Annotated in this window: 23 protein-coding genes and 1 pseudogene; 17 read left to right on the forward strand and 7 right to left on the reverse strand. The window is 57.4% G+C overall.

The window, feature by feature from the left end:
• From AC33YF_RS04340 to AC33YF_RS04355, 4 genes and pseudogenes are all read left to right on the forward strand, one after another.
• Positions 1 to 219: pseudogene (locus tag AC33YF_RS04340) on the forward strand (hypothetical protein); the annotation flags it as partial.
• Positions 220 to 509: 290 nt separating this feature from the next.
• Positions 510 to 1,097, forward strand: coding sequence for a DUF2939 domain-containing protein (locus tag AC33YF_RS04345; RefSeq protein WP_491775974.1), 588 nt, complete (start codon positions 510 to 512; stop codon positions 1,095 to 1,097).
• Complete coding sequence (locus AC33YF_RS04350) at positions 1,094 to 1,306, forward strand: hypothetical protein (RefSeq protein ID WP_491775975.1); 213 nt, start codon at positions 1,094 to 1,096, stop codon at positions 1,304 to 1,306. Before AC33YF_RS04345 ends, AC33YF_RS04350 begins: the two co-directional genes overlap by 4 nt.
• 5 nt (positions 1,307 to 1,311) lie before the next feature.
• The gene (locus AC33YF_RS04355) at positions 1,312 to 1,566 is read left to right on the forward strand and encodes a hypothetical protein (RefSeq protein WP_491775976.1); all 255 of its coding nucleotides are present in this window, start codon (positions 1,312 to 1,314) and stop codon (positions 1,564 to 1,566) included.
• A gap of 152 nt (positions 1,567 to 1,718) precedes the next feature.
• Here AC33YF_RS04355 and AC33YF_RS04360 read toward each other — a convergent pair whose 3' ends face one another.
• Entirely contained in the window at positions 1,719 to 1,904 is a 186-nt protein-coding gene (locus AC33YF_RS04360) for a hypothetical protein (protein WP_491775977.1), read from the reverse strand.
• Between the two features lie 525 nt (positions 1,905 to 2,429).
• Between AC33YF_RS04360 and AC33YF_RS04365 the strand changes: the two genes are divergently transcribed.
• Both AC33YF_RS04365 and AC33YF_RS04370 read left to right on the forward strand, forming a co-directional pair.
• Positions 2,430 to 2,585 carry a hypothetical protein gene (locus tag AC33YF_RS04365; RefSeq protein WP_491775978.1) on the forward strand — a complete coding sequence of 52 codons (156 nt, stop codon included), beginning with the start codon at positions 2,430 to 2,432 and terminating at the stop codon, positions 2,583 to 2,585.
• A 1,065-nt stretch (positions 2,586 to 3,650) separates the two neighbouring features.
• Positions 3,651 to 4,100: a nuclear transport factor 2 family protein gene (locus AC33YF_RS04370; RefSeq protein ID WP_491775979.1), complete on the forward strand. Its 450-nt coding sequence runs from the start codon at positions 3,651 to 3,653 to the stop codon at positions 4,098 to 4,100.
• A gap of 499 nt (positions 4,101 to 4,599) precedes the next feature.
• Here the strand turns inward: AC33YF_RS04370 and AC33YF_RS04375 are convergent, their stop codons facing one another.
• Positions 4,600 to 4,884, reverse strand: a complete 285-nt coding sequence (locus tag AC33YF_RS04375) for a hypothetical protein (protein ID WP_491775980.1) — start codon at positions 4,882 to 4,884, stop codon at positions 4,600 to 4,602.
• 147 nt (positions 4,885 to 5,031) lie between these two features.
• On the opposite strand from AC33YF_RS04375, the gene AC33YF_RS04380 reads away from it, so the two are divergent.
• Together AC33YF_RS04380 and AC33YF_RS04385 are read left to right on the forward strand one after the other, a co-directional pair.
• The gene (locus tag AC33YF_RS04380; RefSeq protein WP_491775981.1) at positions 5,032 to 5,157 is read left to right on the forward strand and encodes a hypothetical protein; all 126 of its coding nucleotides are present in this window, start codon (positions 5,032 to 5,034) and stop codon (positions 5,155 to 5,157) included.
• Positions 5,147 to 5,644, forward strand: a complete 498-nt coding sequence (locus AC33YF_RS04385; RefSeq protein WP_491775982.1) for a hypothetical protein — start codon at positions 5,147 to 5,149, stop codon at positions 5,642 to 5,644. Before AC33YF_RS04380 ends, AC33YF_RS04385 begins: the two co-directional genes overlap by 11 nt.
• 205 nt (positions 5,645 to 5,849) lie before the next feature.
• On the opposite strand, the gene AC33YF_RS04390 is transcribed toward AC33YF_RS04385, so the two are convergent.
• Entirely contained in the window at positions 5,850 to 7,808 is a 1,959-nt protein-coding gene (locus AC33YF_RS04390) for a response regulator (RefSeq protein ID WP_491775983.1), read from the reverse strand.
• Between the two features lie 1,058 nt (positions 7,809 to 8,866).
• Between AC33YF_RS04390 and AC33YF_RS04395 the strand changes: the two genes are divergently transcribed.
• The gene (locus AC33YF_RS04395) at positions 8,867 to 9,892 is read left to right on the forward strand and encodes a methyltransferase (RefSeq protein WP_491775984.1); all 1,026 of its coding nucleotides are present in this window, start codon (positions 8,867 to 8,869) and stop codon (positions 9,890 to 9,892) included.
• Positions 9,893 to 9,960: 68 nt separating this feature from the next.
• On the forward strand, positions 9,961 to 10,155 hold the full coding sequence (locus AC33YF_RS04400; RefSeq protein WP_491775985.1) for a hypothetical protein: 195 nt from the start codon (positions 9,961 to 9,963) through the stop codon (positions 10,153 to 10,155).
• On the opposite strand, the gene AC33YF_RS04405 is transcribed toward AC33YF_RS04400, so the two are convergent.
• Both AC33YF_RS04405 and bioB read right to left on the reverse strand, forming a co-directional pair.
• A complete protein-coding gene (locus AC33YF_RS04405) occupies positions 10,122 to 10,976 on the reverse strand; it encodes a D-amino-acid transaminase (protein WP_491775986.1) in 855 nt (284 codons plus the stop codon). The two genes, AC33YF_RS04400 and AC33YF_RS04405, sit on opposite strands and share 34 nt — an antisense overlap.
• A 16-nt stretch (positions 10,977 to 10,992) precedes the next feature.
• The gene (bioB, locus tag AC33YF_RS04410) at positions 10,993 to 12,048 is read right to left on the reverse strand and encodes a biotin synthase BioB (protein WP_491775987.1); all 1,056 of its coding nucleotides are present in this window, start codon (positions 12,046 to 12,048) and stop codon (positions 10,993 to 10,995) included.
• A 353-nt stretch (positions 12,049 to 12,401) separates the two neighbouring features.
• On the opposite strand from bioB, the gene AC33YF_RS04415 reads away from it, so the two are divergent.
• The 4 genes from AC33YF_RS04415 to AC33YF_RS04430 all read left to right on the forward strand — a co-directional run bounded on the left by AC33YF_RS04415 (position 12,402) and on the right by AC33YF_RS04430 (position 15,996).
• A complete protein-coding gene (locus AC33YF_RS04415) occupies positions 12,402 to 13,031 on the forward strand; it encodes a hypothetical protein (RefSeq protein ID WP_491775988.1) in 630 nt (209 codons plus the stop codon).
• Positions 13,032 to 13,466: 435 nt separating this feature from the next.
• Complete coding sequence (locus AC33YF_RS04420) at positions 13,467 to 14,654, forward strand: aminotransferase class I/II-fold pyridoxal phosphate-dependent enzyme (RefSeq protein WP_491775989.1); 1,188 nt, start codon at positions 13,467 to 13,469, stop codon at positions 14,652 to 14,654.
• Positions 14,655 to 15,284, forward strand: a complete 630-nt coding sequence (locus AC33YF_RS04425; RefSeq protein ID WP_491775990.1) for an alpha/beta fold hydrolase — start codon at positions 14,655 to 14,657, stop codon at positions 15,282 to 15,284.
• Positions 15,250 to 15,996 carry a methyltransferase domain-containing protein gene (locus AC33YF_RS04430; protein WP_491775991.1) on the forward strand — a complete coding sequence of 249 codons (747 nt, stop codon included), beginning with the start codon at positions 15,250 to 15,252 and terminating at the stop codon, positions 15,994 to 15,996. The genes AC33YF_RS04425 and AC33YF_RS04430 overlap by 35 nt, the downstream gene beginning before the upstream one ends.
• Here AC33YF_RS04430 and bioA read toward each other — a convergent pair.
• Entirely contained in the window at positions 15,982 to 17,331 is a 1,350-nt protein-coding gene (gene bioA, locus AC33YF_RS04435) for an adenosylmethionine--8-amino-7-oxononanoate transaminase (protein ID WP_491775992.1), read from the reverse strand. The genes AC33YF_RS04430 and bioA overlap by 15 nt on opposite strands.
• Complete coding sequence (gene bioD, locus AC33YF_RS04440; protein ID WP_491775993.1) at positions 17,328 to 17,960, reverse strand: dethiobiotin synthase; 633 nt, start codon at positions 17,958 to 17,960, stop codon at positions 17,328 to 17,330. The genes bioA and bioD overlap by 4 nt, the downstream gene beginning before the upstream one ends.
• 170 nt (positions 17,961 to 18,130) lie before the next feature.
• Here bioD and AC33YF_RS04445 point away from each other — a divergent pair, with 170 nt between their 5' ends.
• The 3 genes from AC33YF_RS04445 to AC33YF_RS04455 all read left to right on the forward strand — a co-directional run bounded on the left by AC33YF_RS04445 (position 18,131) and on the right by AC33YF_RS04455 (position 21,031).
• Complete coding sequence (locus tag AC33YF_RS04445) at positions 18,131 to 19,684, forward strand: ABC transporter substrate-binding protein (protein WP_491775994.1); 1,554 nt, start codon at positions 18,131 to 18,133, stop codon at positions 19,682 to 19,684.
• Positions 19,685 to 19,710: 26 nt separating this feature from the next.
• Positions 19,711 to 20,241, forward strand: coding sequence for an SRPBCC family protein (locus tag AC33YF_RS04450; protein ID WP_491775995.1), 531 nt, complete (start codon positions 19,711 to 19,713; stop codon positions 20,239 to 20,241).
• Between the two features lie 160 nt (positions 20,242 to 20,401).
• Complete coding sequence (locus AC33YF_RS04455) at positions 20,402 to 21,031, forward strand: hypothetical protein (RefSeq protein ID WP_491775996.1); 630 nt, start codon at positions 20,402 to 20,404, stop codon at positions 21,029 to 21,031.
• Positions 21,032 to 21,092 lie beyond the last annotated feature (61 nt).

Here is a 21,092-nt window from a genome sequence, read left to right on the forward strand (position 1 = left end):
ATTGTACTCACCCATAATGTCTGGGTGTGGGACTGGCCGGTGATCATCACCATTGTCGGCTGGCTGATGATCGTCCGTGGCAGTTTGCGCATCATTATTCCTCAACAGGTCGAAGATCTCGCCCGCAAAATGGTGGCTGGGTGGCCGGAGGTTCTTCTTATCAGCGGAGTACTCGTCATCACGATAGGGGCGTTTCTTTGTTGGAAGGGCTTTGCTTGAGAACATATTGTCTATGAACAAGTACTCGACGTGCACGCTGCTCAGACTCGCTCTTGCTGGCCAAAAAACCTACTAACCTAAATGTCCGACAAGATCGGGTACTCCGCATGATGGTCGAAGTAGACTTATGTAAGGAGTAAGGAGCCGCGAAATACCCGCTGGGGTCAAGAAATAGGGGACCCATAACCTAGACGACAAACCAAATGACCTAGCTGCTAGGTTTCACCTCTACGACACTGCAGCCATGCGGAAGCATTGAGGCAACCAACCATGAAAACTCGGCATTGCGTATGAGAATCTCGCTATTGATTCTCTTGGTCGGAGTACTCCTTTGGGTGGCCTTCGCATTTTCACCATTCATTGGATTCTACCGGCTTGCTGCGGCGGTCCAGTCCAGGGATGCCGCGGCTCTCGAAGAGCGCGTGGACTTTCCCCGATTACGCCAATCGCTTGCGGAGCAGGTCGTCAAGGAATACCAGAGCCTTACAGGCAAGCAAAAGCGTACGTTCGGGGGTGTTCCAACCGGCTTCGTTCTAATGCTTGCTGACCCGATCATCGCCAAATATCTCAATGCAGAATCGTTGATGAATATTCTCATCAAAGGCGATACCGGCAAGGGTAACGAGATTTCGTTACCAGATGCACCCTTCTCGAATTCTTCATGGCGAAATGCGTGGGATGTCTGGTGGAATTCACGGAACGACATCAGAAACTTTTATATCTATCTTCCACCCGACAAGGCACGAGCCGATCAGTATGGGCTTCGGCTCAGCCTCCGAGACTGGCAGTGGAAGCTGACAGGCATAGAGCTTCCGGATTCTTTACGGGTCCGGCTGGCCAGGGAGATTGAGCGGCGAGAAAATGCAGCGAAAGAGTGACGCTTGGTCGTGCTTCGGAACAAGAGCAAGTCGGACAGATAACGGGCGGCTACAAGGTGCTGGACGCCACTGGGCAGGCGCTGGCCTACATCTACGCGAGAGACACCAGGGACCAAGCCGAGATCGCCAAGGTCCTGACCTTTGACGAGGCTCGGCGTATTGCTGTGAATGTTGCTAGGCTGCCGGGGCTGCTGCGTTCAAGAGGATAGGCTCAATGCGCCGAGCCGCAATGATTGCTCTGACGTTGGCTTTGTTCGGCTGTGACGACACTCCTAAAGCCCCCGATGAAAAGGCTTGGCGGCAGTCGATGGCGGAGTGCAGAGCCGAGACTGATAAGAGCCAAGACGCTGATTACATACTCGCGTGTATGGCGGCAGCGGGCTTCGAGCCACTTGATACAGAGGACATACCAGACATCTGCTTCAGCCAGCACATCTTTGATACATCCGGTTGCTGGATACAAAAGTGAGAAGTCCGCAAGAGCGCACCAACATCGGTCCAGACCACAAGGTCATTGACATGAAAGCGTTCTACGCGGCGCTGGTGCAGGCGCTTAGGGAAGCAGCGAAGTGAACGAGGCATTACATAGCTTTGAGCATTGCCTAGGTTCTCCTATTTCCACTAAGCGGCCTTCTTACGAGCGGCAGTCTTGCGCGCTGCTAAAGCCTTATTCTTCTTCCGTGTGGCTGCGGCCTTGGCAGCGGTAGCCCGACGTTTGCGGGTCGCTGCTGCCTTGCGCGCTGCTGCGCGGCGCTTCCGCGTTTGCGCCGCTTTCTGACCGGGCGTAAGTTTCTTCGCCGTTGCCATCGCTCTCTCCCCTTAGAAAAGTTTTCTCTGCGCCATAGAACGGTCTCGAACGTGCTTCCTTGGCTGGACTGACAATGAAAACCACACGGACGAGATCGGCAGTTGCTCGCGAGTCGCAAATACACGGTAACACAATTAACGCGTTTATCGTCGATGAAGTGCAGCGCATTGCCGTAAATGCTCTACGATGCCGGAGTTGTTAGGGACTGAGTGAACCGGAGTGGAAGGCAACCTAACCATGTCACTCGAAAGTCTCTGATTGCAGTTGCTATTAGCTCACTCGGGTGCCCTTCGAGCGCGGGCCGACCTTGAACGATGCCTTGAATGAATTAGCGAGGGAAATCCCGATCACGCAGAACAACTCCTGAGACCAATCTCAAAATCTAGGAAGGAAAAAAATGTCGTGGCAGTTCACTGTTGGACTTCGATCCGATGACAAGGCGGACCGAATCGTCGTCGATGCTGAAGACGCGCTCATAGCGGCACTTAAAGTGAAAGCGGAGCGACCAGAGGCCGCTATCATGTATGTTCGCCGTTCCAACCGACGCGGCGACACACGGCACCCGGCTCACGCTCTGGCTAAAGACGATTAGGGAGGCCGAAGCCGACATCGCCGAGGTGCTCAACTTCGACGAGGCGCGGACGCTTCAAGGCGCCTTGCTCTTGCAGAGGAAGGGCTAATCCAGAGCTACATCGGGCCGGACCACAAGGTCATCGACATGAAGGCGTTGTACGCGACGCTGGTGCAGACGCTCTGGGACGCGCACCTGTCGGGGCAACGCACACGGAAATTACTCCCAAGCTAGATCGATTAGTGTCTGCTGGCTTGCCTATCGTGAGGCTCCGCGAATTTGGCCTTCAGGCCAAGTATGTGAGCCTGCTGAGCGAACCATGCCCGAACTTCTGGACGCGTACTGGGGTCCTCAGCGATCTTCTGAAAGCAGGCTGCACGCTCGCTCCGTTGGCTAGTCTTTATATCCATACGCCCAGAGAACCCCAGCCGGGTTGATTAACCGTGAATGAGGTATCGACAAGTTTAGGCATGGGCTCGCACGTTCAGGCATGCGGCATTGCCGTGGATGTTGCGAAGCTGCCGGAGTTCGTGGGGGTGGTCGTTAAAGCAGAAGAAGCCTAGCCATAAAGGCCAGGCTCCCCCCGTTTCCCTCGATTCCCCCCGGAGTCGATTTAGTAATGAGAGTTCCCAAACTGGGCAAAGTTTGGGCTGGCCCAAAAAAAGTTAACGGGACGCTCTTGAACCATTGGGGCTAGACCCAATATGAAAGCTACGGATGTTCCCTCCATCCGTCGGATGTCCCCTCATCCATGGTTCCCCCCAAACGGAACCAAGAGCCCCGCTCCCCCCCGTGCGGGGCTTTATTTTGCCCGCACGCCTGCCGGATGCCCCGGGGCGGCCTAGCTTTTGCTGCGGCGCAAGATTGACAGCCGATGCCTTTAGTAGTGGACTATCACTACGCCGCACCTTCGGGTGGGGCGCGACGTCCAGAGATGGATGTCAGGGAGGGCGGCTTTCGAGCCGCCCTTACCTGTATCAGGCTTCCTCATGTCATAATTGGCTTTTCTGAGCGGCTGCCTCTCGCCGTCGCCGTGAACTTTTGGCATCTTGAATCTTGCAGGGAGCCAATGAGGGAGGCTTTCATGACGTCGCCGTGCCAGTTGCCGACACCCTAGTCGGCCGAGCAGGCGCAGGCTTGACGGGCAATAACCCGTCCATGAGGGAAGGCTCACATGCGAATAATAGCTACCGCCGTTCTGGGTATTTGGCTCTTTGCGTCAGTTGGGGGCTCTGGCGTAAATGCGAGCGACGCCGAAACCTTTGCAGCGATCAATGCTTCCTCTGACGCGCTGGATGAGGCGTTCGCCAAAAGGGACGTTGGGGCAATTAAATCTCTCATGACGCCCGACCACGTTACCGTCACGCCTTACTACGATGGACCGCAATCCGTTGCCGATCAGATTGCCTCGCTCTCAGAACTTGACTACGGGCAGACCATTGTGGGCAAACCGTCCATCGTGTTGCTCTCGCCTGATGTGGCGTTGCGGACCTTCATTGCTGACCTGAAGGGAAGCTTCAAAGGCAAGCCCCTTCCAACACGTGCATTTGTCAACGAGACTTTGGTGAAGCGTGACGGGAAGTGGATCGAACGGTTCTTCCAGATTACGACCCTACGGCAATAAAACTCCGTTGACTCGGCGGTCGCGTGAACTCCATCCCGCTGGCGACCAATGGCACCGTGGTAAGCTGAGCGCGCCGAAGCCAAAACAGCCAAGGTGCTGACCTTCGATGAGGCGCGCCGCATTGCTGCGAATGTTGTAGAGCTGCTGGAGTTTTTGGGAGTGAGACATGTCGGAGAAAACGCAACGAGGGCCGCACTCGCCAGCGGCTAAGAAAACACCAAAGGCCGCGAAACGGGTGGCCGAGCCCGAAACCGTGCCGCTTGCGCCCATGTCGGAAAGAACCCAACGAGGGCCGCACTCGCCAGCGGCTAAGAGAACATCAAAGGCCGTGGAAGGTGTCACCAAGCCTAAGACCGTGCCGCCTGCGCCCCCACCGGGAGGACCGTACGAAGAAGGCTGATATCGAAAACGGTGTACCTCATATGAACGTATGACCAGTGGCTACTAGCGCGGCGCCCAGCGGTGAATGTTGTTCAACTGGCGGAGTTGTCGCCCCCAGCTATTTACGCGCAACCTCGCTGTTGTCAGATCGGACGGCACGCGAGAGGCGCTCGGTCCCATCCGTTGCGACAAGGGCGGAGTGCCAGATGCGGTGCTTGCCGCTGAGAGTCGGTGGCTGTCGAAAGTGTTTCTCTTTCCAGAAAACATTCTCCCTAATCCGGCCCGTCCAACCGAGGACAGAATCTTCGCGCTTAGGATGCGGCGTAAATTCTGCTTCGGTCGGTTTGTGTAAGACCAAACCATCTCGGACCTCAAACTGGTCGAGCGTTACGGTCGCGTGCATGGTCGTAACCTCCAATGACTAGGTGTTGCACCTCACTCGGCGCGCCTTTGACCGTTTCACTGTGTTTGAATTGAGGATTGATTAAGTCTAAGGCCACGCAGGGGGCCACACTTAGCCTGCGCGGGGGGAAGCACAGAGGGGCTTCCTATGACAGACGACGATAAAGCACGCGAGACAGCGAAGGGCTTGATCCAGGGCTACATCGGGCCGGACCACAAGGTGATCGATATGATTGAGCGCCGATATTCAGTTGAGCATTTGCATGACGGATAAACGAGAAGCCATCGCGTATCATGAAGCCGGGCACGCACTGATCTCGATGAAGCTTGGTTACGCGTGCCTTTATGTCACGATAATTCCCGACGGTGACCGGCTAGGTCATGTTTGCTGCGAAGACCCGATGGTCGTAGGCCGTGGCAGTAAGATTGAAGACGCACTGAAAGTACTCATGGCGGCCAGCCTCTCTGAAGGCTTTCACCTAGGTCGCAAGAGTTGGGGCGATATCGAAGACCGCTTGATGGCAAAGAAGCTTGCTCTCCTGGCTTGCAACCAGAATGCTGATCAAGCCGAAGCCCTCATCAACGAGATGGTCTGCGAGACGCGACAACTAGTGGAGAGCCACTGGTCAGAACTTGAAACTCTGGCTCAGCGGCTACTCACGCAAGGCAAGGTGAACCTTCTGAGTGGTGAGGAAAACGTGACCGCCAACTCTCCGACCTATCAAGCGCTGAGGGCAGCGAGCATGAAAAGCAGACGCTGACATAGCGCAGGTTCTGACCTTTGATGAGGCGCGGCGTATCCCTGTGAGTGTTGCTAAGCTGCCTGGGCTGTTGGGGGCGAACTGAGGCGTGCGTGCCGTCAGCGCGAGACAATGTCCGCTTTACTCCCAAAAGCGGACATTCGCCGCATCCAGATTGATGTCCGCTAAGTGCCAATAGCGGACATCAGCCGACCGTTAGGTTCCACTAGCCCACTGCAGAGTTATTGCCGCCATGGGCGGGACCAACTCCTTCCACTGACGCCGCCTGGCTTGGAACAATTTGTCGGCAAAGGCTTTGATACAAAGTCGATCGCGATATCGGCTTGGACACCACATCGTTCATGCCCGCCGCCAGGAGCTTCTCCCGGTCCTCGTCAAATGCATAAGCCGTTACGCCAATGATCGGAGTGGCGGCGTGCTCGTCATCACGCGCACGGACGATCTTTGTGGCCTCGACGCCATCCATTTCCGGCATAGATACGTCCATTAGAATTGCATCATAGCTCCGCTGGTCCAGGCTGCGGACGGCTTCGGTTCCGTCCGAGACTACATCCACGGTACAACCCATACGCTCCAGCATATCGGCAACGATGAGCTGGTTGGTAGCGACATCCTCGGCGACAAGGATATGAGTGCCCGCGATAGCTGATGTCACCGGGAGGTGGTCGTCGTTTTCTTCCGTCGGGACTAGGCGTGACTGACCCGTCTCCATGGCTACTTCAAACCAAAATGTCGAACCAATGCCTTCCTCGCTGTGGACGCCGATACGGCCACCCATCGCCGTGACAAGCGCCTTACAGATCGCAAGGCCTAATCCCGTTCCGCCAAACTTCCGCGAGTAGCCAGCATCCAACGTTTCGAATTCCGAGAAGACGTCTTCTTGCTTGTCCTTGGGAATACCGCCGCCGCTGTCTACAACGGAGAACCGGTATACCGGCGGATCCTGGCTCGTGTCGGCCAATTCCAGATTTAGCTTCACGAAGCCGGACAACGTGAACTTCACCGCATTCCAGGCGAGATTCATAAGAACCTGTCCTAAACGATCCGGGTCACCAATCAGAACGGGCGGCACTTCGGGATCGATGTTGTAGCTCACTTCCAGCCCTTTGGACTGGGCCCGCGGGCCAATGAGGCTGTATACGGATTTAATGATTTCTTCGGTGCTGAATGATCCGGTCTGCAGGCTTAGTTTACCCGCTTCAAGCTTGGAGAAGTCCAGGATATCGTTGATCAGCCCCAGCAGGGACTGGCTGGATTGGCGCCCCGTCTTAAGAAGCCTCTCCTGCTCTTCCGTGAGACCGGTATCTTTCAGCATTCCGAGTATGCCGATCACACCATTCAGCGGCGTGCGAACCTCGTGACTTATCGTGGCAAGAAACTTGGACTTGGCCTCGCTAGCTGCCTCTGCCTTCTTCTTCGCGGTGACAAGCTCCAGCGCTGCTTTTTTTCTTTCGGTGGCGCGTTGGTATTGCATTAAGCCAAACAGGCCCAACAGCATCACCGCCACGGTGACAAGTCCGCTAATGGTGAGTGCTGCCCAGCGGAAGCGCCCGATCATCGCCTCCCAATCTTTGGCACTTATATCGAAGCCAAGGACGGCGACCACCTTCCCAGACTCTGGATCTACGATCGGTGCGAGCCCCGAGACCCAGGTCCCCCACCGATCGGTGTAAGGCCCATCAACAGCGGGCTCCTTGGTCAAAAAGACACTGCGATGTATGTCTGATGCTTCGTCGTAGACTTGGCCTGGCGGCGAGTAATCGGGCGAGTCCGTCGGCTCAGCGTCGGCCAGAAAAACAACGTCACTCTTTCGAGCGGATGTTACGTAGGCAAAGCGGCAATCTTGAATAGCTGCGCGAATGCGCTGTAGTCGTTTTCGTACGTTCGAAAACGCCGCACTATTCTTATCCTCAATTCTCCCTTTAAGGCTTTTCAGCAACTCTGCATCGAGTGTTGCTGCAGACGCCGAGGCAAGAGCAATCATCGATTGACGTTGGATGCGTTCGCCATAGGAAGTGATATTCGCGACGAGGTACCACGACAGCCCGAAACAGACGAGAAAGAGCAAAACGAGCCCGACCAAAATGCCCCGCAGGCTAGTCAGTTGAAGGCGGGTCTCTACCCCTTCTGTTTTGCTACCAAGCATCGCCGACCCGCTTCGCATTGGATCGCCTAGTTCTCGTACTGCCCGCAGATCTCAGCGGCCCTGTGCGCTGCCCAGTCTAAGCGAGGCAGTCCTGGGCTCAAGCTGCAATGCAGCATGTCCGCTTTGGGTCAGAAGCAGACATTGGGTGCCGTTGCGCTGATGTCCATTTCGCTACCAAAAGCGGACATTGCCGCTCAGTCGTTTTCCGGAGTTCATGGACTCGCTCTGAGTTCCTAGGCGCCCAACGCACAATTACCGACCCTCTGATAGCCTATCAGCGGGTCCAAGGTTCGAGTTTTTGTGCGCCCACCAAAGCACTCGGACACCTCAGCACCGTGTGGCTCTCAGCAATGAGGCATGGCGAGATCGATGTACAATGGGACGCGTGTTAACGCCAAATTAACCATACGAGGCGCAGCCTACACTTATGGGAAAAGACTCAGAGCGATACAGGCGCCTAGCCTCCTGCTACGAAAGAATGGCAGATCACGAGTCCGCGCCACTACCAGTCAGGACGCAGTTCTTGAGCAAGGCAAATTCATGCCGGGTCATCGCAAGATTGTTTGCGGCTGATGAGAATAGAATGGCTCGAGGAGCGCGTTGTTTAGTGCCGCCAGACCTCGCGGCCTGACATCTTTCTACGATTGAGATACCGCAAGCCGGAACGCTCAACAGCATTTCGCGAAGACGAATAGGCAAACAAAAACCCCCGGCCAGGGAGGGGGGACCGGGGGGTCTTGTTCTCAACTCAATCGCTTAGCGATCAAAGTTAGTCTGGAAGGGGTTCGGGAAACCATCGGCCAGAACAGGTGCGCCAGACGATGCGAGAAGAGCAAGAGCGAGCATTGTGGCTTTCATTTTCGAATCTCCTAATTTGTGCCCCGGTTGCGAGATTGCGATTGGGCTTGTCATGATTAGAAGGTAGAAACTGGCCGCGCGGATTGCCAATAACGCTGTGTCAGAACGACGTGCTCAGAACCTCGCGCTGCTTCACGGGGCTGTGTGAAGCAGTTGACTGCGTGGCGTCTCTTTAGGCGATAGGGTGTTCCTGGCTAGATAGAGAAAGGGAAGCGCTCATGTCGGATGACCACACGGAAAGTCCCGATCCGCGGCAAATTCTCGGGCAAATTCTCTCCGGCAAGCAACTCTCCTACAGTCTCTCGGCCGTAGCGCAGCTTGGTGTGGCCGACCACATGAACGCAACGCCGATGTCGGTGGAGGAGATTGCAGCTACGGTCGGGGCTCACGCGCCTTCGCTCTACCGCGTGATGCGGCTGCTTTCCGGGATGGGCGTGTTCAAGGAAGAGCAGGGCGGGAAGTTCTCATTGACGCCTGCGGGCGAGCTGCTGCGATCCGAGACGCCGAGTTCAATGCGTTATACTGCCATGATGTTCGGCGACCGCTGGACGACGCGAGCGTACGAGCACTTTGCCGATTCTCTGCGCACTGGTGTGGATGGTGTGACCCAGGCCTACGGGCAGCATGTGTTCGATGTGCTTGCAGAGCACCCGGAGGAACTGAAGACATTTCAGTCGGCGATGACAAGTTCCTCGACCTTGGCGGGGAATGCGGTGGTCAGTGCCTATGACTTCAGTGGCATCGAGCGTATCGCGGATGTTGGCGGTGGCCATGGTGCGTTGCTGGCGTCGATTCTGCGTCACTATCCGAATATGCACGGCGTTCTATTCGATCGCGCCGAAATCGTTGGCGCCGTGACGAGCGAGCAATTCTCCGGTTGCGAAGACCGCATTTCTTTTGAGAGCGGAAGTTTCTTTGAGCGCGTCCCAGAGGGATGTGATGCATATATCATGAAGCACATTATTCACGATTGGAGCGATGAGCATTGCCGGACGATTCTCAGCCTTGTGCGCGAGAATCTCGTGTCGAATGGGCGTTTGCTCCTGTGCGAGATGGTTGTGACCGATGAGCCCGAACCGTCCCCGGCAAAGATCCTCGACATCGAGATGCTGCTCGTCACCGTGGGCGGCAAAGAGCGGACTAAGGATGAATTCGCTGAGCTTCTTGCATCATGTGGTTTTCGCCTGAGCCGCATCGTGCAGACCGAACGGCCGATCTGCGTGATTGAGGCTTTGCCAGTTTGATTGTGACGATACCCTTCATTGTCGTCGGTTACAGTGCGGTTGGGTCGTTAGAATGTGGTGAGGGATCGATGCGGCTTCTGCTTTTGCTAATCGTAGTGTTCACGATCATGGCTCTGATCCAGAGCAAGCGGCATGGTTGTAAATTCGGGAGCGAGGACTGGTTGTCCTGCGTCGTCGACAATACCACAAAGGAGTACTACTCGGCGCTGACGCCGCATAAGCGCCTCACTCAGCTGAACGAGGCGCGCGCCTCGTCGATGTAATATTGGCGAAAGGCGCGTGCGATCGGCCCCGGTTTTCCTGTGCCGATGGTGTGACCGTCGATTGTCACGACGGGCAGCACAAAGGCGGATGCCGCTGTTAAGAAGGCTTCGCGGGCGTCGTGAGCTTCTTCGAGGGTAAACGGGCGTTCCTCGATGGCAACGCCGTCTTCTTGCGCCAATCTCAGGATCGCTCGGCGTGTCACACCAGGCAGTATCTGCGGCCCCAGCGGTTGAGTTCGGAGCACACCGTTCGCATCGATTATGAATGCCGAGGATGATGTGCCCTCAGTTACGGCACCATCCTCAAACATCCACGCTTCGTAAGCGCCGCGGGCTTTGGCCTCTTGTTTGCCCATTACCTGAGCCAACATAGACGTCGATTTGATGTCCCGGCGCTTCCAGCGGATGTCGGGAATTGTGATTACCGTGACACCAGTCTCTGCTTGGGGATGGTTCACAAGCGGACGGGTCTGCGTGAAGGCCACGACCGTCGGAGACGGCGAGGCGGGATAGGCGAAGTCGCGCTCAGCAGACCCACGGCTGATTTCCAGATAGACGATTCCCTCATCGACGCTGTTCTCGGCGATAAGGGTCTCATGCAGTTCGCGTAGACCCTCGTCCGGCATGGGTCGGGGAATGTGGATTTCACCAAGAGAGCGGTCGAGGCGCGCCAGATGCCCGTCGAAGTCCACAAGCTTCCCGTCGAGAACAGCCGTGACCTCGTAGACGGCATCACCGAACAGAAAGCCCCGATCGAAGACTGAAATCTTCGCGACTTCTTCAGGCTCGAAGGCGCCGTTCACATAGACGATGCGGGACATGGGCGTGGCGACACCCTTAAGAATCGCAGACCGGTTTGATCCTCAAGCCAGCCTCCGCAATGAGAGCCCGGTCGTCGGCCGCATCGTTGTTGGCAGTGGTCAATAGCTTGTCGCCGTAGAAGATTGAGTTTGCGCCCGCAAGAAAACACAGGATCTGCGCCTCCTTATTCAACGACTCCCGTCCGGCGGAGAGGCGCACGAACGAGGTCGGCATCAGGATGCGTGCGGTCGCGACCATGCGAACGAGCTCAAGTGGTTCGACCCGGGCCTGGCTTTCTAGAGGCGTGCCGGGAACCGGAACGAGCGCATTGATTGGGACGCTCTCCGGGTGTGGCTCCAGTGTGGCCAGTTCCTGTAGCAAACGTGCTCGATCCTCGATGCTCTCGCCCATGCCGATAATGCCGCCGCAACACACCTCGACGCCGGCGCTGCGTACATTGGCGATTGTCTCCAGTCTGTCTTCATATGTGCGTGTTGTGATGATCTCTTTGTAGAACTCGGGCGACGTATCGAGATTGTGGTTGTAGGCCGTCAGTCCCGCGTCGGCGAGGCGGTCCGCCTGGTCTTTGGTCACCATGCCCAATGTGACGCATGCTTCCATCTCGAGGGCCCGGACGCCGCGCACCATATCCAAGACCTTGTCGAAGTCCGGGCCATCTTTGACCTGCCGCCAAGCAGCGCCCATGCAGAAACGTGTTGCGCCCGCATCCTTGGCAAGCCTGGCTTTAGCGAGAACGTCGTCCACATCGAGCAGGGACTCGCGATCTAGGCCCGTCTCCTTCGCGTAGTGCGCTGACTGCGGGCAGTACTTGCAGTCTTCGGGGCAGGAGCCGGTCTTTATCGAGAGCAGGCTTGCGAGTTGGACCTGTCCATCCGCGTGGTAGCGGCGATTGATCGCGCGGGCCTGGTCCAGCAGGTCGAACAACGGCGACTGCAGCAGGTCCACGATTTCGGATGTTTGCCAGTCATGGCGGATCGCGGCGCGCGGTTCGCCCTCATGTTCCGCCTGGCGAATTAGGCCCTTGAAAGGACTCAAGCTTTCCAACGTTTCTGTCACGGGACCCCAAGCCATTGATTCCTTAGAATTAGAGGTAACGCTAATACAGGATTAGCGAAGAACAGTCGATTATCGTTTCAGCTCAGAGACATGCGTCTTGCAAGCGTGTTCATACCCTGTTTCGTTCTAGTGATTGGATCGCAGGGCGGCAACAGCGTGCTCGGTGTCGACTGGTTATCGTCGGTGCAACGCCTGCTTTTGGGTTGCCGATTCATGCGAATGTCTCGATTCAGGCCGAGGATATCAATCAACTGTAGATAGGTGCGGGATCGACTTCAACGGTCACGGTCAGTAACGGCTCGGGCTCTAGCAGCGGCCGCAGCGGGGCTAACGAATTCGACCTCCGCGAAAACGCTTCCGTAGATTTCATGAGTAGCTTTGTAGAGACAGAAGCCAACTTCTTGCTTGACGACAATTCCATCACGAACTTCGTCGTCAGTTGGGACAATGTCGAGGTTAACTTCGATATTGGTGACAACTCAACCACAACAATCGATGCCAGCGGCGCTACAAACGACGCGACACATGGCTCTGACCAGGGCGACGACAGGAATGCCTTCCGCCTTGGCAGTGGCCAAGAGACGATTACCGGTGGTAGCGGAGCGGATCTTTTCGAAGTTGGAGATTCGACTGACTTGACCGCTAGTGATTCATTCGACCCCGATGCCGGCGACTTTGACGCACAGGAGCTCGACCTCAACTCGGGCACGACGTTCGACCTGAGGGGTCAAGATCTCCAGAACATTGAAATTCTAGAATTCGATCCCAGGAATGTCACGCTGCTGGTCGATCAGGCCAACCTCGATCAGCTCTTGGCGATGGTGCAGAAGCTGAGCCCTGCGGCTCAAGCCTCTCGACGGGGTCGGCCAACCCGAGATGAGCACGTGAACACTCGATACAAAGAAGAAGCCCCGAACGGGGGTCGCGGGGCTTCTTCGGGTTCCTTTGGGGGGAACCAGGTGATGGGGAGGGAAGACCCATCACCGTGGCCCAAATAACACGCTGTGTGACCAAAAATCAACGGCGGCGCTCTGAGTGGCTGCCCTCTGCTTGTTGGTTGCCATTTGAGTACTCCAATTAGTGACGAGAAACGGACACAATACTAGATTTGGTGGAGCGACTCGGAAGTGGAGTTCAATGGCCGTGGGGGCCGGCAAGGGGCCGGGCGTTCGCCTCAGTCAGGAGGAGCAACCCTCCTAAGCATCGGACGCGTCAGAGCCGCGCGGGAGAAGCTGTTTTACGAAACGAACCCAATTGCTGCGCTGCAAAAACGGGGTCGACAGAACGCGACCTCAAACTTGACCTCGCCGACGCCTTCGGTCGCCTCACAGCACACGCCTTCTCTCGAAGCGCCACGCCTAGCTTCAATCGAGATAACAAACGTCCAGTTGAGGTTGCTCGTACAATTCTGGATTTGCCGCTAAGACAGGATCATGCGGGGACGCGAAAGCCGATATGGGGCCTTCCTCGAGAAGCTGAGCCGGGACAATCTGCGGCGGAACCTCACCGATGTTGCGGCGAGGAACGCGCGGACTCTGGAGGTCGGCGGCCGGCGCTATGTCAATCTCGCGAGTAACGACTATCTCGGTTTGCGTTTTCATGAGGCCCTGATCGAGCGGGCCTGCGCCTGGGCGAGGGAGTTCGGAACGGGTTCTGGGGCCTCGCGTCTCGTTACAGGCAATGTGGAGCTTTTCGTACGTATCGAGAGGAAGGTCGCTGCGCTCAAAAATAAGCCGGCCGCGCTTGTCATGGCCTCGGGCTTTCAGGCGAATGCCGGCGTTCTGAAAGCGCTCTTCGACAAGACGGTGATCGGCGCCGAGCCGCTTGTTTTCGCCGACCGCCTCAACCACGCCAGCATGCATTTCGGTTGTCAGGCCGCTGGCGTCAGCCAAGTCCGATATCGGCACTTGGACACGGCGCATCTCGCCGAACTCCTCGATCGGCATGCCACCGACCCGCGCCCGAAATTCATTCTGACGGAGAGCGTGTTTTCCATGGACGGCGATGTAGCGCCCATCGCCGAAATCGCAAAGCTCGCCCGCGAACACGATGCGATGCTGGTGGTGGACGATGCGCATGCCACCGGCATTCTGGGTGAGGGCGGCCGCGGACTTTCCGACGGTGCCGATCTGGTGATCGGCACGTTCTCAAAAGCCCTCGGAAGTTTCGGGGCCTATGTCGCTTGCTCTGAGACCATGCGCGACTATCTCGTGAATCGTTGCGGGGCTTTGATCTACTCCACGGCCCTTCCGCCGCAAGTCTTAGGGGCAATCGATGCAGCACTCGACCTGTTGCCGTCACTCGACGACGAGCGGAAACGAGTTGCGGACCTCTCGGCCCATTTCCGCCGCGAGGCGCGTGGGCTCGGCTACGGGACGGCGGGCTCCTCGACCCAGATCGTGCCCGTGGTCGCCGGTACCGCCGATGCAGCCCTTCGGCTGAGCGAGGCCCTGCGGCAAGCGGGATACTGGGCGACCGCGATCCGCCCCCCGACAGTGCCGCAGGGGACATCGAGAGTCCGCTGCGTGTTCACTGCCGCCCATGGGTCGGAGGATGTGGACGGCTTGTCGGAGGCATTGGCGGCCTCGGCGCGTCACCTGACTGATGTGGCATCGACGTAGATGCAACTCGTTCTCGTTCATGGCTGGGGATTTACTCCATCGATCTGGCAGCCCCTGGTTGCCCAGCTAGGCAATGCCGAAGTGACTGCAATCGATCTTGGCTTTATCGGAAGTGGAGACACATCGGGCAGGCAGGAATGGCCGGACGATGCCGTGGCCATTGGACATTCGCTCGGCGTGCTGTGGCTCCTGAAGCAGGGCGGAGCCCGCTTCCGCGGGCTAGTCTCCATCCAAGGCTTCGACCGTTATTGCCCGCATGTGTCAAAGTCCCGGGTCCTAGCCTTGAGGCGAGGGATCGATCGCGATCCGGCCGGTACGATGGAGGCTTTTTGGACCTCCTGCAGGGCGCCGGGCTTTGCATCGCCATCCGCCTTGAACCCTGACCGCTTGCGTGAAGGGCTTGATTGGCTAATACAGTGGAACGCAGAGGACGCCAGGAAATCTCTTGGATGTCCGATTCTTAGCCTTGCAACCCAAGACGATGTCATCGTCCCGCCAGCGATGACCGAAACCATATGGGGCAAGGAGAATGTGGTTTGGTTGCCCGAAGGTGGGCATGTCTTGCCGTACAAGTTTCCAGAGTGGTGTGCCACGCATGTCATTAAATTCGCCAATTCTGTCTCGTCGTAGCGCTGCTGTCGCAGCGCAGTTCGACGCGAAGGCCGAGGTGTATGACGAGTACGCAAGCCTGCAAGCCCGCATCGCTGCACGGCTTGCGAAGTACCTGCCCGATCTTGCAGCGCCCAGGGTTCTTGAACTTGGCTGTGGCACGGGTCTGTTCAGCCGCCACCTCGTCTCGCAATACCCACGAGGCCAGCTGTATTTGACCGATGCCGCACCGGGGATGATTGGGGTTTGCAGGCGCAATTTAGAAGCTTCGGCTGAGAATGCATCCTTCGAGGTGATGGATGCGACAGCGCCATTTTCTTACGACAACCTCGATCTCATCGTCACAAGCATGATGCTTCATTGGCTCCCCGACCCGACGGCTACGTTGGCGCGTCTGCGCCGCCAACTGTCACCTGGCGGCATGCTCCTATTCGCAACGCCGGGACCTCATTGTTTCGCCGAGTGGCGGACCGTCCTTGCTACCGAGGGTCTGCCGTGCGGCATTCCTGACCTGCCCGAGATGCCAGGCGTTGTCGACGAGGAGCACTTAGCACCGGACAGGGACTCGCTGTCCTTTTTACGGCGCATGAAGGCTGTTGGCGGTCTTCATCCGCGCGATGGCTACGAACCTCTCTCGGCGGGCGAACTTCGTAAGGCAATCCGAGCTACCAACATCCGCTTTGGTGGACAGGTGACGTGGCACATTGTCTACGGGCGTCTAAAGCGAGCCTGATGAAGCCTTGTCGAGCCCTTCGATGATACCAGCGTAAGCGCGGGCGAGTTCCTCATCCGTAATGCAATAGGGTGGCATCAGATAAATCGTCGAGCCAAGTGGCCGGATGTTTAGACCGTTCGCCAGATACCAAGCTCGGAGCCTCAAGCTCAACTCTGATTGATAAGACGTATCGTCACCGATATCGAAAGCGAGGACGGGGCCGAGGGTTCGCTGCCTCATCACGTCAGGCCGTGTAGCCAAGACATCGAGCATAGTTTGGTGATGCGCATTGATCTCGGCGATCCGCGTCATGGTGTGCTCTTCCTCATACAGGTCGAGTGCCGCGAGCGCCGCCGCACAGGCCAGCGGATTTGCAGTGAATGAATGCCCGTGCGGCAAAGCACGGTCAAAGTCGTGCCCGAGAAAGATGTCGAACAGCCGGTCACGCACGACCGTGGCCGCGAGCGCCATATAGCCCCCCGTCAAGCCCTTGGAGAAGCAAGCGATATCGGGGACCACATCCGCAAGCTCCATTGCGAACAACTTGCCGGTCCGCCCAAAACCGGTCGCGACCTCGTCGAAGATGACGAGCACTTGAGCCTCGCGCGCCATCTCGACCACGCGCTTCAGGAAGCTTGGGCGGCAGATACGAATGCCGGCCGCGCCTTGCATCATTGGCTCGATAATCATCGCAGCGATGCTTTGCTTGTGATTGGCCAACACAGACTCGAGAGCGGACAATGCACCCGCCTCGCGTTGCTCAGCTGCGTCGTCACCCTCGAACGTATAAGGATAAGGCACGACGCGGACGTCGCACATCAGGTCCTTGAAGGCGCCAAACATCTGCGAACCGCGGCCAACGGACATGGCGCCCAGCGTGTCGCCATGATAACCGCCGTCGAAGGCAATCAGCGTCCGGCGCTGTTCCCCGCGATTGACCCATGATTTGTACGCGATCTTGATTGCGGCTTCGACCGCCGTAGAGCCATCGTCCGTATAGAAAACGCGATTGAGATCGCCGGGCAGCAGCCGGGCAAGCGTCTCGGCTAAGTCGGCTGCGGGTGCATGGGTAAAACCCGCGAACATGACATGGTCCAGTGTTTCCGCCTGTCGCGCAATTGCTGCGTTGATCTTGGGGTGAGAGTGTCCGTGCGTGCACGTCCACCAGGACGAAATCATATCCAAGATTTCTCGGCCGCTTGCATCGAACAATGATGCGCCTTGGGCGCGTGCAATCACTTGTGGTTCGACTTCGATGCCGTGTTGCGTGTAGGGGTGCCAAACATGCCGCTTGTCGCGTGCGACGATGTCTTTTGCGGACTGTGAGCCCAGTGGGTTTGAATGTTCGTTCACGGTCTTCCCGTTGCAAGCTTCAGGAGGTCGAGTTCGGGCGTAATTGCCTTCAACGTCTCGCGGTTGATGGTCTCAAGGAAAGGAATCTCCGCAAGTACGTCGACTTGTCCGAAACGTTCGATTGCCGCGCGATTATGCGGCGTTTCAGGACCGCTGATGACCACGCCTGCAAATGGCAGGCCGCGGCGGCGAATGGCTTCCAGTGACAGCAGAGTATGATTGATGGTCCCCAACGTTGAGCGGGCCACAAGAATGATAGGCAGTTCCAAAGAGTCCGCCAGATCGATCATGAAGGCGCCGCCGCAAATTGGTACCATAAGTCCGCCCGCGCCTTCCACGACGACGAGCTTGTCTTGCAGCGGCAACTTAATCTTCTCCATGTCCAGCACAATGTTCGCTCGTCGCGCAGATTCGTGTGGGGCCATCGGTTCGGGTAGGAGGTAGGCCTCCGGCAGGATACGGCTAGCGGGAAGCTCCGCCAGGTGCTGTACGGTCGCCGAGTCTGTGGTCGGCGCGGTACCCGCCTGAATTGGCTTCCAGTAAACGGCGTCGAGTTGCGTCAGCAGCCATGCAGATGCGAGCGTCTTGCCTACCTCGGTATCAGTGCCTGTGACGAAAAAGCCGGGCAATACAGCACTCCTGATGTTGTTCGGGCGGCGGGTGGGCGACTTTATCGGGCGGGGCCCAGGAGGCAAGGGATCGGATACTAGGATCTAACGAAGGCTGGGGTGCTACAAATGCGCGTCCGTTCGCTTTGTCTCTGGACGGCAACAATAGAGTTGGGCCAGAAACTCCATCCATGTGCCGGTTTCTGACGTTCATTTTTGCAGTTCTCCTCGGATGCACCACGCTCGCCGCCGCTGAGGGTAAGACCCTTCGGGTGGCCTATGATGCCGATCCGACCTCGCTGGACCCGCATGAGCAGCTTGCCAGCGCGACGCTCCAGCTTTCTCATCTGGTTTTCGATCCGCTAATTCGTCGGCGCCAGGACAACACGTTTGAGCCGCGCTTAGCCGAGCGTTGGGAGCAAATTGACGAGGTTACCTTGCGGTTCCATCTGCGCGACGGCGTGACGTTTCACTCGGGCCGACCGCTGACGGCCGACGATGTCGTCTGGACATTCGATCGGCTCAAGACGAGCCCAGACTTCAAAGCTTTGTTCGAGCCGTTTCAAGAGGCAAGGGCTGTCGACAACCACACTGTCGACATCGTCACCAAGGGGCCGTACCCGCTTACGCTGAACCTGGCCACCTACATCTTTCCCATGGACCACGCCTTCTACACAGGAACGGATGAGAATGGGCGGCCGAAGGATGCGGTCGTCAAGCACGGATCGTCGTTTGCTTCAGCCAATATCAGCGGGACGGGGCCGTTTCGCGTGACCAAGCGCGAGCAGGGGATTCGGCTGGAGCTGCAGCGTGTCGACGACTACTGGGATACCGAGTCGCCGGGCAACGTGAAAAAGATCGTTCTAACGCCGATTAAAGAGCCGGCGACCCGAGTTGCAGCGCTGCTAGCTGGCGATGTCGATTTTATTGCGCCAGTTCCGCCCACGGACTTCAGGCGCCTCGAAGCGGCGCCTTGCTGCACATTGGTGACCATGCCGTCGACGCGGATATTGACCTTCCAGTTGAATCAGAATCGCGTCGAGGCCTTCAAGGACCCACGCGTTCGGAAAGCCATGAGCTACGCCATCAACCGAAAAGGCATTGCCAAGAAGATCATGCGCGGCTTCGCAACGCCCGCGGGTCAGCTGAGCCCGGAAGGCTATGCGGGGCATGATCCCGACATCGCTCCACCGCACAACGTCGAAAAAGCCAGAGCGCTCATGAAAGAAGCTGGCTACGAGGATGGCTTCTCGGTGACGATGATTGCGCCCAACAATCGCTACGTGGGCGATGCCCGTATTGCTGAGGCGGTCGCTGCGATGCTCGCCAAAATCAACATCAAGGTCGATCTTCAAACGATGCCGAAAGCGCAGTACTGGCAGCGCTACGATGCGCGCGACGGCGACATATTGATGATCGGCTGGCAGTCTGACACACAAGATTCAGGGAACTTTTTCGAGTTCCTGGCTATGACGCCCGACTCGGCGACCGGCTACGGACAATATAATGCGGGTCATTATTCCAACCCGGAGGTAGACCGGTTGACCATGCTGTCGCAGTCCATGACGGACTTGGATGCGCGCGCCAAGGTGCTCAAAAAGGTCGAGCGCCTCCTTCACGACGATGCTGCACTATTGCCGATTCAATGGCAGCACTTGGCATGGGCCGCGCGCGACAATGTGAATATTGAGCCCATCGTTAATGCCATCGATATGCCTTATCTTGCCGACCTCGTAGTCGACTAAGGTGGGTCGCTTGGGGAGGGCTGGTCGTGTTCAAGAAAATTCTACTGGTACTGTTGGCGCTGATTGCGGTGTTCGCGATCTATATCACCCTGCAGCCTGACGAATATCGTGTTGAGCGCACGGTCACCATGGCCGCGCCAGCAGGGAAAGTGTTCGAGAACGTCAACGACCTACAGAAATGGGAGGCTTGGTCGCCTTGGGCCAAGATCGATCCCGATGCGAAGCTGGCATTTGAAGGTCCTCGTGCAGGCAAAGGCGCCGCTATGACTTGGGATGGCGATGACAACGTGGGCGCCGGCAAGATGACGATCGTCGAGAGCGATCCAGGCAAGGCGATCAACATCGAGGTCACATTCACGCGGCCCTTTGAAGGAGGTACCAACTCTGACTTTCGCTTTGTGCCAAAAGGCGATCAGACCGAAGTCGCTTGGGCCATGCACGGAACGCACGGTTTCGTAGCAAAGGTCTACAACGTCGTTTTCGACGGCCGCGGGATGATGGGCAAGAATATCGACAAAGGTCTTGCCCAGTTGAAGACTGTTGTCGAGCAGTCCTGATCAAAGGCGTGCGGCTGTTGGGGCAATTGGTCTCAGATTGTTGACTGGGCTATAGTTTCTTAGCGCGGCTCGCTTGTGAGCAGATCCAGGCGTGCGCGGCTACGTGTAGCGATGGCTTAGGGGGGCGCGGCAGCGTCATCGGCATTGCCCGCGGACAGTCATGGTTTGGGACTTCCTGAAGGACGACATAGAGCCGCGATTGCCGGCTCGCAGGCGTGTTGTTCTGACCATGGCCTTGGTCGGAGTCCTAACCGGACTTGTTTCCAGCCTACCGCTGCCAATTCCGGAAATTCGGCTCGAAGAGGATGGGCTCATTCTGAACACGCCAGGAAGCCCGCTCCATGCCGGCATTGCATTCGCCGCAGGCATAGCCAGTTGCATGTGGGCCTGGGTATCCCGCGACTTAGGGAAGTGCCTGTTGACTGCACTACTGGTTCTTCTTGGCTGGCTCGCCGCAGTGAATACTGCAAACGATCTTTATCAGTTACTGATTGGTTCTGGGGCATTCGGCACCGCAACGGGTGCGAAGGAGGGCAGGGAGGCCGTTGGACTCATGCTTGGCGGCGTGGTCGCTGGCGGAGTCGGTGCGGGGCTGACCGCATTCGGTGCGGGTATTCCAGCCAAGGCGATACGCCGGCATCAAAGCTGGAGTCCGATTGTGCTTATAGGCGCGCTCGTCGGAGTCATGCTGTACCCCGCTGCTGCATTACGCTGGCCCTATCTGATCTTTGTCCCATGGCAAGCTATGGTGGCTGCTTCGATCGGTGTTGGTCTGACGCAACGACGATAGAGCAGCATTCGCATGTGCTCTCGACGTGACAAGACTGCTTCCATGACAAGATTCATCCGCT

It is taken from the genome of Methyloceanibacter sp. (genome assembly GCF_058506495.1).

What these genes read in the sequence shown, in the direction of transcription:
- AC33YF_RS04345 (WP_491775974.1), top strand. Translation starts at nt 510, where the DNA reads ATGAGAATCTCGCTATTGATTCTCTTGGTCGGAGTACTCCTTTGGGTG.
- AC33YF_RS04355 (WP_491775976.1), top strand. Translation starts at nt 1,312, where the DNA reads ATGCGCCGAGCCGCAATGATTGCTCTGACGTTGGCTTTGTTCGGCTGT.
- AC33YF_RS04360 (WP_491775977.1), bottom strand. Translation starts at nt 1,904, where the DNA reads ATGGCAACGGCGAAGAAACTTACGCCCGGTCAGAAAGCGGCGCAAACG.
- AC33YF_RS04365 (WP_491775978.1), top strand. Translation starts at nt 2,430, where the DNA reads ATGTTCGCCGTTCCAACCGACGCGGCGACACACGGCACCCGGCTCACG.
- AC33YF_RS04370 (WP_491775979.1), top strand. Translation starts at nt 3,651, where the DNA reads ATGCGAATAATAGCTACCGCCGTTCTGGGTATTTGGCTCTTTGCGTCA.
- AC33YF_RS04375 (WP_491775980.1), bottom strand. Translation starts at nt 4,884, where the DNA reads ATGCACGCGACCGTAACGCTCGACCAGTTTGAGGTCCGAGATGGTTTG.
- AC33YF_RS04380 (WP_491775981.1), top strand. Translation starts at nt 5,032, where the DNA reads ATGACAGACGACGATAAAGCACGCGAGACAGCGAAGGGCTTGATCCAG.
- AC33YF_RS04385 (WP_491775982.1), top strand. Translation starts at nt 5,147, where the DNA reads ATGACGGATAAACGAGAAGCCATCGCGTATCATGAAGCCGGGCACGCA.
- AC33YF_RS04390 (WP_491775983.1), bottom strand. Translation starts at nt 7,808, where the DNA reads ATGCGAAGCGGGTCGGCGATGCTTGGTAGCAAAACAGAAGGGGTAGAG.
- AC33YF_RS04395 (WP_491775984.1), top strand. Translation starts at nt 8,867, where the DNA reads ATGTCGGATGACCACACGGAAAGTCCCGATCCGCGGCAAATTCTCGGG.
- AC33YF_RS04400 (WP_491775985.1), top strand. Translation starts at nt 9,961, where the DNA reads ATGCGGCTTCTGCTTTTGCTAATCGTAGTGTTCACGATCATGGCTCTG.
- AC33YF_RS04405 (WP_491775986.1), bottom strand. Translation starts at nt 10,976, where the DNA reads ATGTCCCGCATCGTCTATGTGAACGGCGCCTTCGAGCCTGAAGAAGTC.
- bioB (WP_491775987.1), bottom strand. Translation starts at nt 12,048, where the DNA reads ATGGCTTGGGGTCCCGTGACAGAAACGTTGGAAAGCTTGAGTCCTTTC.
- AC33YF_RS04415 (WP_491775988.1), top strand. Translation starts at nt 12,402, where the DNA reads ATGAGTAGCTTTGTAGAGACAGAAGCCAACTTCTTGCTTGACGACAAT.
- AC33YF_RS04420 (WP_491775989.1), top strand. Translation starts at nt 13,467, where the DNA reads ATGCGGGGACGCGAAAGCCGATATGGGGCCTTCCTCGAGAAGCTGAGC.
- AC33YF_RS04425 (WP_491775990.1), top strand. Translation starts at nt 14,655, where the DNA reads ATGCAACTCGTTCTCGTTCATGGCTGGGGATTTACTCCATCGATCTGG.
- AC33YF_RS04430 (WP_491775991.1), top strand. Translation starts at nt 15,250, where the DNA reads ATGTCATTAAATTCGCCAATTCTGTCTCGTCGTAGCGCTGCTGTCGCA.
- AC33YF_RS04445 (WP_491775994.1), top strand. Translation starts at nt 18,131, where the DNA reads ATGTGCCGGTTTCTGACGTTCATTTTTGCAGTTCTCCTCGGATGCACC.
- AC33YF_RS04455 (WP_491775996.1), top strand. Translation starts at nt 20,402, where the DNA reads ATGGTTTGGGACTTCCTGAAGGACGACATAGAGCCGCGATTGCCGGCT.